This window comes from Luteirhabdus pelagi, assembly GCF_016827595.1.
Lineage (GTDB): Bacteria > Bacteroidota > Bacteroidia > Flavobacteriales > Flavobacteriaceae > Luteirhabdus > Luteirhabdus pelagi.
This window is the reverse complement of sequence record NZ_JAECMS010000003.1, coordinates 143,523-159,177: the sequence shown is the minus strand read 5'-3', so window position 1 is coordinate 159,177 and position 15,655 is coordinate 143,523. Positions and strand designations below refer to the sequence as shown.

General features: G+C 42.6%; 11 protein-coding genes. 7 read left to right on the top strand and 4 right to left on the bottom strand.

Annotated elements, in window-relative coordinates:
* Positions 1-291 precede the first annotated feature (291 nt).
* From I4Q58_RS09955 to I4Q58_RS09940, 4 genes are read left to right on the top strand one after another with little or no spacing between them, the layout of a single operon-like run.
* Positions 292-3,945, top strand: a complete 3,654-nt coding sequence (locus I4Q58_RS09955; RefSeq protein ID WP_203295724.1) for an Ig-like domain-containing protein — start codon at positions 292-294, stop codon at positions 3,943-3,945.
* 31 nt (positions 3,946-3,976) lie between these two features.
* Positions 3,977-4,903, top strand: coding sequence for a PorP/SprF family type IX secretion system membrane protein (locus I4Q58_RS09950; protein ID WP_203295723.1), 927 nt, complete (start codon positions 3,977-3,979; stop codon positions 4,901-4,903).
* An 11-nt stretch (positions 4,904-4,914) separates the two neighbouring features.
* Entirely contained in the window at positions 4,915-6,852 is a 1,938-nt protein-coding gene (locus tag I4Q58_RS09945; RefSeq protein WP_203295722.1) for an OmpA family protein, read from the top strand.
* 39 nt (positions 6,853-6,891) lie between these two features.
* Positions 6,892-7,596 carry a pirin family protein gene (locus tag I4Q58_RS09940; protein WP_203295721.1) on the top strand — a complete coding sequence of 235 codons (705 nt, stop codon included), beginning with the start codon at positions 6,892-6,894 and terminating at the stop codon, positions 7,594-7,596.
* Positions 7,597-7,685: 89 nt separating this feature from the next.
* Here I4Q58_RS09940 and I4Q58_RS09935 read toward each other — a convergent pair whose 3' ends face one another.
* The 3 genes from I4Q58_RS09935 to I4Q58_RS09925 form a co-directional block, all read right to left on the bottom strand.
* Entirely contained in the window at positions 7,686-8,387 is a 702-nt protein-coding gene (locus I4Q58_RS09935) for a Bax inhibitor-1/YccA family protein (RefSeq protein WP_203295720.1), read from the bottom strand.
* A 127-nt stretch (positions 8,388-8,514) separates the two neighbouring features.
* Entirely contained in the window at positions 8,515-9,444 is a 930-nt protein-coding gene (locus I4Q58_RS09930) for a mechanosensitive ion channel family protein (protein WP_203295719.1), read from the bottom strand.
* 5 nt (positions 9,445-9,449) lie between these two features.
* Positions 9,450-12,272 (bottom strand): M16 family metallopeptidase, encoded by a 2,823-nt coding sequence (locus I4Q58_RS09925; RefSeq protein ID WP_203295718.1) that lies wholly within the window; start codon positions 12,270-12,272, stop codon positions 9,450-9,452.
* A 118-nt stretch (positions 12,273-12,390) separates the two neighbouring features.
* On the opposite strand from I4Q58_RS09925, the gene I4Q58_RS09920 reads away from it, so the two are divergent.
* From I4Q58_RS09920 to I4Q58_RS09910, 3 genes are all read left to right on the top strand, one after another.
* A complete protein-coding gene (locus I4Q58_RS09920; protein ID WP_203295717.1) occupies positions 12,391-12,669 on the top strand; it encodes a DUF3817 domain-containing protein in 279 nt (92 codons plus the stop codon).
* A gap of 105 nt (positions 12,670-12,774) precedes the next feature.
* Positions 12,775-14,061 (top strand): mechanosensitive ion channel family protein, encoded by a 1,287-nt coding sequence (locus tag I4Q58_RS09915; protein WP_317194061.1) that lies wholly within the window; start codon positions 12,775-12,777, stop codon positions 14,059-14,061.
* A gap of 38 nt (positions 14,062-14,099) precedes the next feature.
* Positions 14,100-15,179: an endonuclease/exonuclease/phosphatase family protein gene (locus I4Q58_RS09910; protein ID WP_203295716.1), complete on the top strand. Its 1,080-nt coding sequence runs from the start codon at positions 14,100-14,102 to the stop codon at positions 15,177-15,179.
* Here I4Q58_RS09910 and I4Q58_RS09905 read toward each other — a convergent pair.
* On the bottom strand, positions 15,176-15,568 hold the full coding sequence (locus I4Q58_RS09905) for an acyl-CoA thioesterase (RefSeq protein ID WP_203295715.1): 393 nt from the start codon (positions 15,566-15,568) through the stop codon (positions 15,176-15,178). The two genes, I4Q58_RS09910 and I4Q58_RS09905, sit on opposite strands and share 4 nt — an antisense overlap.
* Positions 15,569-15,655: the final 87 nt, after the last annotated feature.

Genomic DNA, 15,655 nt, shown 5'->3' with positions numbered 1-15,655 from the left:
AATTCGTGGCAATCACTGTTAATATAGTATTTTTGAAGCGATTTATGTAAGAATATCGCTAATTATTATCCAACATAATTCTCGAAATGAGATATTTTAACTTTATTTTAAGAAATAAGTTTGTATCTTCGAACTAACAACGACAAAAAACGACCAAAAATCTAAATTTTCTTACAGCGCTGAAATAACTCCTCACCTAAACAGCACAACCCTGAATTAGTCAATACCCTGAATTAATCAATACTCTGAAAAGTATTGGACCGGACTACGTTGAATGTAAAATTCTAATGTATGAGACGACTTGTACCCTACTTAATCTATGTACTAATATCATTACTGCTTCTCTTTGGTGCTACCAGCACTATGAGGGCACAGGATGCAACCTACGCTTCTCAAGTTACCTTTGAGAATCATGTAGACAACGCCACGAACGCCGTTGGCAACACTCCAGACTTTGCTACCTTAAATTCCTATGGCGGAATCGCCATTGGCATTGGTCAATTTTCAGGAGAATTGGAACTTGCTTTTCCCGAAGAAATTCCGGCGAATACGACAACCTATGTTCGAATTGACTTCGATTCCGATGTTTTGAATGCACTTTTAGGTGGTAGTCTTGGTGATTTATTGGCAGACATATTGGGAACCGTAGTTTTGGGAGATCATTATTTTGATGTCGAAGCAAGGGATGGATCCACTACTGTATTATCACGAACCTCTACCCTTCCTCTTAACGATGGTCGCTTTAGAATTGTGCAGGATGGTCAACAGAACTTTTATATCGCTATTACGCCAGACCAGCCCTACGATCGCATTTATATAGAAGACAATACCGACGCGTTACTGTTGGGAACTACCAACAGTATGAATGTGTATAACGCGTTTTATTACAGCGATAACCAATGTGCTATTAATCCGCTTTACACCGATTTTGACGGTTCTGGGATTACATTGGATTTGTTGAATATTGGTGGCGCCGGAGTAACAAATCCGCATCACGTAATCGATAATGATACAACAAACTTTTCTGAAATAAGCTTAGGGGTTGTTGGGGTTGCCGCTTCCATAGAACAGAATGTGTACTTCGCGAATCAATACCAACCTAGCGATAGTCTGGAAATCAAATTGAGTACCAATCCTACACTTGTAAATCTTGGATTGCTAAACAATGTGGAAGTAATCGCCTACGATGGTACAGATGAAGTGTTTTCTGAAAGTATTCAAACTTTCTTGACGGCCGATTTACTAACGTTGCTTCAGAATGGTGAAACAGCTACGATTCCCATCGGGCCCAATACAGTTTTTGATCGCGTGACGGTGCGTCTTTCATCTTTGTTGAATGTGAATATTGCGCAGTCTCTCGATCTATATGAAATAACAGTGATGGCGCCTCCCGCTCCTACTACTGAAAATGATTCGCAGATTTTCTGTGAAGTGAATGATCCTTCGGTTGAAGACTTACAGACAAATGAAACCAATGTACTATGGTACCCTACTGAAGTAGCCATTACACCATTAGATCCATCCGATTCTTTAGTAGATGGCGAAACCTATTATGCAACACAAATAATTGATGGTTGTGAAAGCTCAGCTCGCTTAGCAGTTTCCGTGACGATTAACGATACCCCTACCCCAACGACCACCGAGCCTGACCAGACCTTCTGTGCGGTCGATGATCCGACGGTGGAAGACCTTCAGGCAGATGGACCGAACATCGTTTGGTACGATATGGCAGAGGGAGGAATGCCCTACGACCCTACGGACACTTTAGTAAGTGGACAGACCTATTATGCCGCTGCCACAAACGCTACAGGATGTGAAAGCAGCATACGACTCGAGGTCATGGTAACGATTAACGATACCCCTACCCCAACAACTACCGAGGCCGACCAAACCTTCTGCGCAGTTGAAGATCCAACGGTGGCGAACCTTCAGGCGGACGGCCCGAACATTATCTGGTACGATATGGCAGAGGGAGGAACGCCCTATGACCCTACGGATACTTTAGTAAGTGGACAGACCTACTATGCCGCTTCCACAAACGCTACAGGATGTGAAAGCAGCACACGCCTTGAAGTCACGGTAACGATAAACGATACCCCTACACCAACGACCACCGAGACTGACCAGACCTTCTGTGCTGTCGACGATCCGACGGTGGCCGATCTTCAGGCGGATGGGCCAAATATCACTTGGTATGATATGGTAGAGGGAGGAACGCCCTATGACCCTACGGACGCTTTAGTAAACGGACAAACCTACTACGCTACGGCAACTGGATTATCAGGCTGTGAGAGCTCGGACCGCTTGGCCGTCAATGTGACGATAGACGATACGCCAACGCCAACCACTTCCAATACGAACCAAACCTTCTGCGCGGTGGACGATCCGACGGTGGCCGATCTTCAGGCAGATGGACCGAACATCGTTTGGTATGATATGGCAGAGGGAGGAACGCCCTACGACCCTACGGACACTTTAGTAAGTGGACAGACCTATTATGCCGCTGCCACAAACGCTACTGGATGTGAAAGCAGCATACGACTCGAGATCACGGTAACGATCAACGATACGCCAACGCCAACCACTTCCAATACGATCCAAACCTTCTGTGCGGTCGACGATCCGACGGTGGAAGACCTTCAAGCGGATGGACCGAACATCACCTGGTACGATATGGCCGAGGCCGGCACTGCCTATGACCCGACAGATGCATTGGTTGATGGACTGACCTATTATGCTACGGCAACCGGATCATCAGGTTGTGAAAGCTCAGAGCGTCTAGCGGTAACGGTAACGATAAATGATACCCCAGCTCCCACTACCGATAACGAAACTCAGGTTTTCTGTATTACAGAGAATCCAACCATTGCCGATTTACAAGCCGATGGTAATACCCTTATCTGGTATGATATGCCAGAAGCTGGAACTCCCTATGCGGCTACCAATCCTCTGGTTGACGGCGAAACCTATTATGCCTCGGCAACGGATGCCAGCGGCTGTGAAAGTTCAGAACGACTTGCTGTTACTGTCGCAATCAATGAGGGATCTAGTCCGACCATTTCTTCAAATGCTAATGGAGAAACCTGTTTAGAAACAAGTATCACGTATACCACGGAAGAAGGAAACGCAAATTATCTATGGTCTGTTACCGGAGGATTGGTAATAGATGGTGGTGGAGCAACCGATTCGTTTATAACAGTTCAGTGGATTTCTTTGGAAGATACTTCGGTGTCGGTTTCCTATGAACCTATGAATGATTGCAATACGGGCGAAGAAGTTACATTCGTAGAAACTGTAGTGGTATGTGCAGATATCAAAATATCTAAAACAGTGAACGATGAATCACCGATGATTGGTGATGAGGTACAATACACGATTTCGGTCACAAATGAAGGTCCGAACGACTTCCAAATGCTCGAAATATCAGAGAACATCCCTAGCGGTTTGGAGTTGCTAAACTTCAATACCACATTAGGTACATACAATCCGAATACGGGTGCATGGAGGATCGATCTATTGCCGGCTTCACAAACTGCAACATTAACAATTACTGCGGAAGTCCTTGGTTCCGGCGATTATACGAACATCGCTTCCATTGTTTTATCAGACCCACTAGATGAAGGTAGCGGGAACAATTCTTCAGAAGTAACACTCACCCCACAATGTTTAACGGTGTACAATGAATTTTCTCCGAATTCGGATGGAATCAATGACCAATTCACCATAACATGTATTGAAAACTACCCCAATAACGAGTTGAAGGTATTCAATCGCTATGGAAGTCTGGTGTATCGAAAACAGGGCTATGAAAACGATTGGGAAGGAATTTCGAATGTCGATAGCGGTCAGGATAGTGATGGGCTTCCCTCGGGTACCTATTATTATGTATTGGAGCTTGACAGAAATGCTGAACCAAAATCAGGATGGATATACCTGATGAAGTAATCATCCCAAATTTTCACCAAAACGCTACATCATGAAATCATTATATATATCATTTTCAATCATTTTAGTAACACTGCTGAGTTCAACCCAAGGTTTTAGCCAACAGGATGCGCAGTACACGCAATATCTTTATAACACGATGAGTATCAACCCTGCCTATGCAGGTTCGTTACAGACATTGGATATCGTTGGAACCTATCGCGACCAGTGGGTTGGGATAGACGGTGCTCCCACGACTCAAAACCTCGGGATACATTCCGCATTGAGGAATGAAAAAATCGGATTAGGCTTAAATGTTTCCCATGATAAATTGGGGCCTTCACGAGAAGTGTTGGTTAATGGAAACTTTTCCTATCGCCTTCAGCTCACCCCAACCCTCAAATTACGATTAGGCTTAAAGGCAGGAGCCGACATTTTGAATGTTGATTTCACCGAAGGCCAATTTCAAAACCCGAACGATCCTGTGCTCGGTAGGAACGTAGATAATCGAACGACGTTGACATTAGGTGCCGGAGGATATCTATATACCGATTCTTGGTACTTGGGACTCTCAGTACCTGACTTCATCACCAACGATTTTTACGATGACATGGATCAGTCTGTTTCCAAAGAAGAATTACAGTACTATCTCATCGGAGGTTACGTATTCGATTTAAGTCCGAATTTCCGATTCAAACCTGCTTTTCTGATGAAATATTTAGAGGGAGCTCCTTTGGTAGTGGATGTTTCCGCTAATATATTGTTTCGGAATCAGTTCACCTTTGGCGTCTCCTATCGTTATGAAGATGCCGTTAGCGGTGTGGCCGGAATACAGGTATTCCCAAGCATATTTGTAGGGTATTCGTACGACTATACGCTTACGGAATTAAACGACGTAAACAACGGTACACATGAAATTGTCTTGCGTTTCACCCTGAACGAACGAAATAAAAATATTAACTCACCACGCTTCTTTTAAAACCTTTTACGATGAAAACAGTTACTACTCTCTTACTTATGATGGCTGTATTTACGCTTTCGGCACAAAGTGGCGTAAATAAGGCGAACGATCTCTTTGAAAAAAAAGCTTATGTAAAAGCAACTAAACTTTATAAGGACGTTATCGAATCTGATGAGGAGATAACTACCGAAACCCTTCTGAAAGCGGCTGATGCGCATTACTACATCAATGAGCACCGAGAAGCAGCTCAGATTTATGAAAAGGCCCAATTATTAAGTAGTAGCGATTTGGGGGAGCCTTTTCTGCTGCGCTATTATCAGTCGCTTCGGGGGATTCGGGAATACGAAAGAGCCGACGCGCTCTATCGGGAATATCTGCAAAGCGCAAACAAAACAGTACAGCTTCAAGAGTATGAAGAAGCGGTACTAAAATTCGATTCCCTTCGAAAGGACGACACTCCTTCGCAGTATGTGCTTCAGAATTTGGATATCAATACAGAATATTCCGAATTTTCCCCGATCTATCACGATAACAAAGTTATTTTCAGCTCTTCAAGGCCGGGAGCCTCAAAAGAACTATATGCATGGAATCAGCAACCTTACCTAAGCTTATTCGTAGCGGATAAAACTGAGGATGGCACCCTTCAAAATGTTGAGGTATTTTCGAAACAGGTGGGTACCAATTATCACGATGCTACTATTGCCTTTGTGCCCGATACCGATAGGGTGTTTTTCACCACCAGTAATGTTGAAAAAAACAAGTTGGTTTTGGATGGGAATAATACTAATAATTTTAAACTATATACCGGAACAATTCAAGACGGTGTTATTTCGAATAAAGAAGAAGTTCACTTCAATAGCAACACCTATTCTGTGGGTCATCCTGCGGTAAGCCCTGATGGAAAGTATCTGATATTCGCTTCCGATATGCCGGGTGGTTATGGTGAAGCCGACCTTTATTTCTGTAAGATACATGAAGATGGTATGCTTTCCGACCCACAAAATCTAGGTCCGAAGGTGAACACTTGGGGGAACGATTTCTTTCCTTATATTGCAAACCAAACATTGTATTTTTCATCCGATGGTCGCGTTGGTTTTGGAGGTTTGGATTTGTATGAAACAGCCTTCACTCCTGAAACCGGTTTCTTACAACCCAACAATTTGGGGAAAGGAATTAATAGTGTAGCCGACGATTTCGGTTATATTCTGAATCCGGAAGACAATACGGGCTACGTCTCATCCAATCGTACCACGGGAATGGGCGATGATGATATTTACTATTTCTCTAGGATACCGTTGGAATGTAATCAGTGGCTTACCGGAACAGTACAGGATGTCACGACGAAGCGACCAATTTTTAATGTGAGTGTAGTCGTTACCGATACCGAAGGAAATGAACTGGAAACTACGGTTACCGATGCTGCAGGTGAATTTATAATGAGTCAACCATGTAGTGAAGAATATGTTATCGTCGCCAATAAAAGCGGCTATTTCGAATCTAGCCAACGGGCCAATACTGGTAAACAGGACGATGGTAAAGCAGATCCTATTTCATTATGGTTGAAGAATGCCGAAGAAAAGATTGTTCAGGATGCTGAAACAGGTGAGGAAAAAATCGACCTTGCTCCTATCTTTTTTGAGTACGATAAATCGGAGGTCACTCCCAAAGCTGCCATTGTTTTGGATGAGGCTGTCGATTTAATGAAGAAATATCCTGAAATGGTCATTAAAATTGAAGCACACACCGACGCAAGAGGTTCTGCCGACTATAATTTGAAGTTGTCAGATAAAAGAGCGAAGGCAACTAAGGCATACTTACATTCCCAAGGTATTGCCGAAGAACGCATTGTAAGTGCGCAAGGCTATGGTGAATCCCAACCATTGAATGATTGCCTAGACGGAACGAAATGCAGTGAAAACGAACACGCTGTGAACCGAAGATCAAACTTCATCATACTCGAACGTTGATTTTTATGAACAAAATACCTAACTTTAAATCAAATTGCTATGACACAACGCTATTTAAATTCTTCCGAAAGGATACTGGATGAAAGGGGTCATGCCAACCTTAGCTATGTATCCGATACGCCGGTTACCAAAGAACTGGTAGAGGGTATCTTGAAAATTACTGAAATAACGGTAAAACCAGGAATGGGATTCCTTCCTCACTTACACAAAGGAATCGACCTTATTACCATTCCTCTTGAAGGGAAGTTGGAACGGGTAAACAGTACCGGTGAAAGTTACGTTATCGAACGCGGAACCGTAAATGTACTTGAAACAGGTTGGGGAATCCAACACTACGAATACAACAAATCCTGTAGTACGGAACTGAAATGTGTCGAATTGGAATTCAGAAATGCCAAGTTAACAAAACCTCGTAATAGGCTTTATGTCACCGACCCGAAACCCAATACCATCAAACGCCTTTTAAATTGTAAAAGGGATGATGAAATCGGATCCTATGGTTATTCCGTCTTAAGTGTTAACCTTGAAGCCGGCAGTTCTAAACGATTTATCAAAGAAAGCGAGTCGCACGAGGTAGTGTTTTATATCATCGACGGACTCATAAGAATTGGAGAACACCTTTTGCTTTCGGGTGATACTTTTGTATGTAATAGCGATATCAAATGCGATGTATTTTGCAAAACGGCCTCGCATTTTATCGTAGCTGAAATACGTGCTCCTAGAAACAAACATTTCAATAATTAAACTGAAAGAGGGGTAAATAAGCAAAATATGATTCAAAAAAAGCCTCTTTGTTCAGAGGCTTTTCATTTTTGAAGACTTTTTCAAGAGCATTAATCGCTGGAGAAAATACTCAACAGGTACCAAAACAATAGCATTAAGGCTGCAAACAATCCTAATGAAGCCGCTACGTATTGATCTTCTTCGTAATTATGCACCATATTCGACGTCTGATATAAAATGGAACCTGAAGCCAATACAATCATGCCAACGCTAAACCATAGTCCGAGGTTAAAGCCGAAAATAGTTCCGGCAATGATCAATCCTAAGGCAATGAAGAAGCCGATGGTTAAAATGGACTTCAAGAATGAAAAATCTTTTTTGGTGAGCAGTGCTACGGACGATAAGCCTACGAACATGGCAAGTGTCATAATAGCGGCTTGGTTAAGAATTTCCACTCCTCCTTCTTCCGCCATAAACATAGCGACAAAGATCATCGGAATAAAGATGAAGGCTTCTGCCACTACATAAATAAACAGGGCTGCATATTGCGTGTTTCGGTCGTGACTCTTCATAGCCATCTTTTCGGCATAGGTTGTTACAAGCATAAAGCCACCGAGCATCAAAAGCCACATACTTCCCTCGGTTAGGGAAAGGGCAAATTTCAATACCCCGGGCATTTGAAAAAAGATGAATTCAACTAGCACGAATAGCAATACGGCCAATGCTACATGCGTGTAGGTTTTTCTGTAAAATGCGACGCGTTTTTCGTCTGTGAGCGTACTTACCGTCGGTCTTTGAATCGTTTCTTCCATAATTGTTGATTAGGTTGCGATTTAACGTATCGAAAAATACATATTTTTATTTGAAACCGTAACATTTGATTTCAAATATGACGTAAGTCTCTTGCTTTCAGTAAAATGTGAAGTGAGAAGCAGTTCATTACGACTCTTTTGGAGGCAGAAGGTCTCTCGGGTCCTTTCGAACGCGCAATGGGAAGTCCTCTTCCGTACCATAAATCTTCAATTCCTTAATATCGGCCGGTAGGTTGAAGCCAGCTTCAGAAAGTCCTTCCTTCACCTTTCTCATTACATGTCCGCGAAACACTCGAGATGCTCTTCTATAATCGATGGTATCTACCCAAAACAACACTTTAAGGTTTACGGTACTTGCCGCTAACTCATTTTCAATCACAAAATTTTCGTGTACATCATCATGTACAATTTGTGATTCCGCATCCAGTATTTTTTGGATCAGTACCTTTGCCGCTTCAATATCGTCTTCATACCCAATCCCCACAATAAAATCGACCCGATAAAAGCCATCAGCCGTATAATTTTCAACAGGCTTGGTCAGTACATCACTGTTCGGCACATAAATATCGCGGCCATCGGTAGTCTTGATATGCGTATAGCGAAAATTAAGCGCCTTTACCCTTCCGAAGTGAGGGTCTATCATTATCGTATCATTAATGTTAAAGGGTCGATTAAACGCTAGGATAATCCCAGCCAAGAAATTCTTTCCAATATCCTGAAAGGCAAATCCCAAAATAATCGCTGCACCACCTGCTGCTGTTAAAATTCCCGTCGCCACCTTGCTCAATCCAGCCACATCCAATGCCGTCATAATGGCAATTATGATCAGCACAATCTTGATAGCCTGCGCTAGAAACCGGGCCATTAAAGGATCCTGTGCTTTTTGTAGAAAGCGTTTACGAATAATATTGGTTATCAGCTGTGCGATTAAGATACCCGCCACAATAATAAAGATGCCTAGGGCAATGCGGGGCAGCATGACCAAAAATTCGTTATAGTAGCCTTCAACCGCCTCTCCAATTTTATCGGCGGCAGATGGGTCTTGTAATAATAGCATAAACATTAAGGATTTACTGGGTTTCCATAGATGTCGAGTTCTACGACCTCCTTACCCAATTTCTTCACTTCTTCAAACTGTGTGGCCTTATCGCCTACCACCACATAGATCATTTCACTTTCATCGATATAGGTATCTATAATGGTTTTGAAATCGTTCAGGGACATATTCATAAGCATTTGCTGTTCCCTAGTAATATAGTCGACAGGACGATTGTACTTTTCAATCTGGTTCAACATTCCCAATTTGGCATTTAACGACTCATAGGCTCGGGTATTTTCCTTTACGACTTTGTTCTGGGTAAGTTTCACGTCTTCCTCCGTAAACCCGGGTCCATATTCCTTCACCATATTTTGAATAATTTCCAATGAAGGCAGCGTCGCATTGGCACGAACGCTACTATTAATGGCAAAAGGAGCCGTGGCATCCATATCGGGCACATACGAATAGGCACCATAGGTGTAGCCTTTTTCAATGCGTAGCGTTTGAAACAGTCGTCCGCTTGAACCACCGCCCAATATTTCATTGGCGAAACCAAGCTTTGGAGCATCCTCATGATGACCAGAAAGTGCTGGTGCACCAATGTATAAAACCGATTGCTTGGCATTGGGTACATCGATGAAATATAATTTCCCTTTTGCCTTTTCTGCCGAAACCTGCTGCTCCGGTAACGCCGGAGCCTTGCCTTGCCAAATCTTAGAAAGTCGAAGCAGTGGGTTTGTCACTTCGTTTTCTGAGATATCACCTACTACTTTTAGCGAAGCGTTCTCGGGCTTCAAGTTTTTATAAAAGGACTTTATATCCTCGAGTGTAATGTTCTCGATTGTTTCCAAAGTTCCGTTGGAAGGGGTTGCATGGCTGTGGCCTTCACCAAACACCAATTTGCTGAATACCATAGAACCGATGGCCTGTGGATTTGCCTCGCGACCTTTCAATTCGGTACGCAATTCCTGTTTTAGACGGTCAAACTCGGTTTTATCCCATCTTGGGTTTAGCAACAGTTCAACAACCAATTCGATAGTAGGTTTAAAATTTCGTGCTAAGGCACTTCCGGAAAAGGTAATATCTTCCTGTCCACCACTAACGCGTATGGAAGAACCCAATAATCCGATTGCTTCTTCCAGCTCGGCCGGCGTTTTGCTGGCTGTTCCTTCGTTCATAAGATCAGCCGTCAGTGATGCTAATCCTGCCTTTCCTTTTGGGTCTAATCGGTGACCTCCAGGAATGGTAAGTGAGAAACTGATCAGCGGCAGTTCATTGTTTTCAATCCCTAATACTTTTAGCCCGTTCGGCATATCATGTTGCCAAACTTCAGGCATAGTGAACAAAGGAGTTTCTCCAAAAGCTGGCTCGGAACGATCATATTTTGAAGGGGTCTTTTCATATTCAGCCTCTTCTCCCTGTCCTACTTCCTCATTTTCCTTCATTCCGGTGATCTCTTCTTCCCAGACAGTGGCTTCTTCGGCACCAGCAACGGCTAAATCCACATTCCCTTTCGGAATTACGCTTGTCATTACGTAGTTCTTATCCTTTAAATAGGTGTTGTAAACGCGCATCACATCTTCCTTGGTGATGTTTTTATACATCTTTGTTCGGGTTGAAATATAACCAGGATCGTTTCCGAATTCGTTATCCTGTACTAATTGAAACGCTTTGTTCAACACTGTTGAAACACCATAATATAATTGAAGTTCCAGTTCCGCTTTTATACGCTTTAGTTCTGTATCGGTGAAGCCATTGGTTTCAAAATCCTGTAGGCCTTCGTTTATAGCTTTTTGTACGTCATCGAGATCGACGCCTTCATTGGCACGCACGCGAATGGTAAATTCTCCTGTTAGTTCCATGCTGTTGTTATAAGCACTAACATTTGGGGCCACCTTATATTTTTCGACTATGGTTTGGTAAAGTGGCGATTTCCGGCTTCCCGTAAGTAACTGCCCTAATACCGATAAGGCATATTCGTCTTCTTGGTAAGAAGCCACCGTAGGATATACTCGTCTTAGTTCAGGCAATTTAGCGAAGTTGTCTTCAAAATAAAGCGATTTGGTTTCCGATAGTGTTACGGGCATCGGCTCTAAGGCTTCAACCTCTGGGCCACTTGGAATTTCGCCAAACCACTGTTTCACGAGTGCTTTGGTTTCTTCAACATCGATATCACCCGCAATTACTAAAGAAGCATTGGCAGCCCCGTAATATTGATTATAGAATTCTTTTACATCCTCTAAAGTAGCCGCCTGAAGATCGGGCAAGGAACCAATAACCGTCCAACTATACGGATGGCCTTCAGGATACAGATTTTTGCGAATAATTTCATCGGTATAACCGTAAGGAGCATTGTCGACACGCTGTCGTTTTTCATTTTTTACAACCTGCTTTTCGCGTTCAAGCGCGGCTTCGGTCACGGTGTTGATCATATACCCAAAGCGATCGCTATCGATCCATAGGATTTTTTCAAAAGCATCTTTGGGAACCACTTCATAATATACGGTTCCATCACTCCAAGTACCACCGTTTCGACTTCCACCCCACTCTGGAATCATTTTTCGGTTGGCTCCGACAGGGACGTTTTCGGAATCGTTAAACGACATATGCTCGAAGAAATGGGCAAAACCTGTTTTTCCGGGCTTTTCACGATTAGAACCGACGTGCATCATAGTAGCCACAGCTACAATGGGTTCGCTATCATCTACGTGAAGTATTACTTCAAGTCCGTTATCGAGAACGAACTTCTCATAATCGATGGTAAATTCGGTAGCATCTTGTTGCGCCAGCAGGCCGGTACTACACAAACAAATAAAAAGAAGATTGAAAATGTTAGAAGCTTTCATACGAGTGTATTTGATATGATGAATAGTTGAAAATTCGCATTTCTGCCTGCGAAATTGGGACATTAAAAATACTAAAACATTATTCGATACTGTATCTTTGCGCAAAAATTTTGATGCTATGGATATATCGGTGAAGACCTTTCGGATTATCAGTACCTTGGAAGCGATAAGCTTTTTGGTACTTTTAGGGATTGCCATGCCGTTGAAATATGTGTGGGGAATGCCTGAAATGGTTCGAATCGTTGGGATGGCACACGGGATATTGTTCGTGCTCTATGTGGGCGGTGCCTATTTTATGAAGGAAAAATTGGATTGGTCGTGGAAGACCTTCTTAATCGTCTTATTTTGCTCTATTCTTCCCTTCGGACCGTTTTATGCCGAAAAGAAGTATTTGTGAGGTACGATTGACGATTTAAGATGTACGATTGAAGATATACGATTGAATAAAATATTTTAACACCTAGCTAAACACCAAACACCTAAAACAAACACCTAAAACCAAGTGACCGACGAAACCCTAACATATTATCTCTGCTGGCTTCAGGAGTATTTTGTGGAACAAGGAATGAACCTGGGATGGGCGATTTTCTTGAATACCCTTATCAATGCACTTGTCTTAACGTTGGTAGCGACGGTATTGGATATTTTCGTTCGGAAGTTTATCGTACAGGCATTCAAGGCGTTTAGCGATAAGACGACTACTACCTTCGACGATTATTTGGTGAAAAGTAACTTCCCGCGCTTTATGGCGCACCTGATACCATTAGTGTTGGTCTGGTATTTGGTTCCCTTTATCTTTTTGGAATATCCATATATACAGTCATTGCTGTTGAAGGCCATCGATATCTACCTTATTGTTCTTAGTGTCTTAATCTTCAGAAGTATCCTTAGAACCTTACGGAATTATCTGGAGCACAAACCGCGATACCAAGACAAGCCCTTAGAAAGCTACGTGCAGGTGCTGATGATTTTTGCTTGGGGGATTGCTTTATTTTTCCTGATCAATCTGTTAACAGGTTATTCGGTATTGAGCATAACCACCTTGGGAGCGGCCTCCGCGGTGTTATTGCTCATTTTTAAGGATACGATTTTAGGGTTTGTTGCCAGTATACAGGTTTCGGTGAATGATATCGTCCGTATTGGCGATTGGATCACCTTTAGTAAGTATGGCGCCGATGGGTATGTAACGGAAATCAGTTTGGCGACGGTAACGGTTGAAAACTTCGACAATACCTTTACCACGATTCCGACCTATAGCCTTATTTCTGAATCGTTTCAGAACTGGCGCGGTATGCAGGAATCGGCAGGACGGCGTATTAAGCGCTCTATTTATGTGAAGCAGAATACTATTCGTTTTCTTACGGATAAGGATATTTCAGAACTGAAGAAAATTCAACTTATTCAACCCTACATAGAACATCGCGAGCGCGATATTTCAAAATACAACCGTAATATTGAAGCCGACAAATCGTTGCTGATCAACGGACGAAACCAAACCAATTTAGGCGTGTTCCGAAAGTATATCGATGCCTATTTACACGAAAATCCGGCCATCAATAAGGACTTGTATTTAATGGTACGTCACCAGCAACCCACCGAGCACGGTATTCCGATCGAAATACTGTGCTTCAGCTACGATAAGCGCTGGGAGAATTATGAACATATTCAGGCTGATATTTTCGACCATTTAATAGCGGCCGCCCCCTACTTCGGATTAGAGCTATTCGAAATGCCCAGCACCACCGATTTTTCTAAAAGTTCCCTTAAATCGACATCATCTTCAACCTGATTTCAGTACTTTTCAAAAAACACTAATCAACCAACCCTATGAAACTTAAGACATTTCTCCAATTATTTGGAGGCTTGGCGATAGTTCTCACCCTTTTTCGATTTATAGCCCTAGATTATTGGTGGGTTCGTATGTTCGATTTTCCCCATGTGCAACTTACGATCCTTACGGCAATTGCGTTCCTGGTTTATTTCATTCGATTTGATATCAAATATGTGAAGGATTATATATTCGTCATAATTATTTTAGGATGTTTGGTACTTCAGGCAACGCGTATTATTCCCTATACTTTTTTGGCTTCTACTGAAATTAAGGATACCAACCTGAAAGATGATGATAAGACCATTTCACTGTATACGGCGAATGTTTTTCAAAAGAACAAGAAGCGGAAGAAGCTTTTAACCGAAATTGAAACCCTGAATCCGGATATGGTGCTTCTGATGGAAACGCACGAAGAGTGGTTTAACCAAGTAGACCCTGAACTTTCCGATAAGTATTCCTATTCGGTTACGCACCCCCTTTCCAATACCTATGGAATGCTCTTGTATTCCAAACTGCCCCTTATTAATCCGACGGTTCAGTATATGGTGGATGATAGCATTCCATCGATACATACAAAGGTAGCATTGAAAAGTTCTGATACCGTTCAATTCTATGCTATTCATCCAACTCCGCCCATGCCAACCCATAATCCAAAATCAACCGATCGTGATGCGGAGATGATGATAACTGCAGAATTATCACGCCAACGAACGCTGCCTACGATCGTGGCTGGCGATTTCAACGATGTAGCTTGGAGCCAGACTACGAGACTATTTCAAAAGGTGTCTGGATTATTGGACCCACGGAAGGGACGTGGTTTTTTCAATACGTATTCGGCAGATAATTTCTTATTACGGTGGCCGTTGGACCATTTGTTTGTTTCTGAAGAATTTAGGGTGAAGACTGTTTCGAGAGGTGCCGATATCCATTCGGACCATTTTCCGATGTATGCAGAGCTGGTGTTAGTTCCTGAAAAGGCAGCAGAACAAAAGCTTCCGCCACCAAGTGAGGATGATTTGGAGGCAGCCGAATCGCAACGTGAAGGCTATACCCTTTCGGAATTGGTAGATGACTAATTATCCTTTAATCGATCCTTTACAAATTCAACTTCAGTTTTTCCATGAGGGGTCGGCTTACCGTCCTTTCCAAGGTTTACCATGATAATTTGATCGATGGTAATGATGTACTCTCGCGTCATTTTATTCCGTACTTCACAGGAAAGTGTCAACGATGATTTTCCAAATTTGATAACCTCCAGCCCTATTTCAACGATATCTCCCTGTTTAGCGGCACTCAGGAAGTTGATTTCACTCATAAACTTGGTCACCACCTTCTGATTTTCCAATTGAATAATAGCATAGAGCGCCGCTTCTTCGTCGATCCATTCCAATAATCGACCGCCGAAAAGCGTTCCGTTAGGGTTTAAGTCTTCAGGTTTGATCCATTTTCTAGTGTGAAAGCGCATAGTAGTCGGTAGTTGTAAGTTTTTAGCCTATAGTCTTTTGTCTTTTGTCTTTTTTCTCTTCTCTCTTCTCTCTTCTCAGTAGCCTTT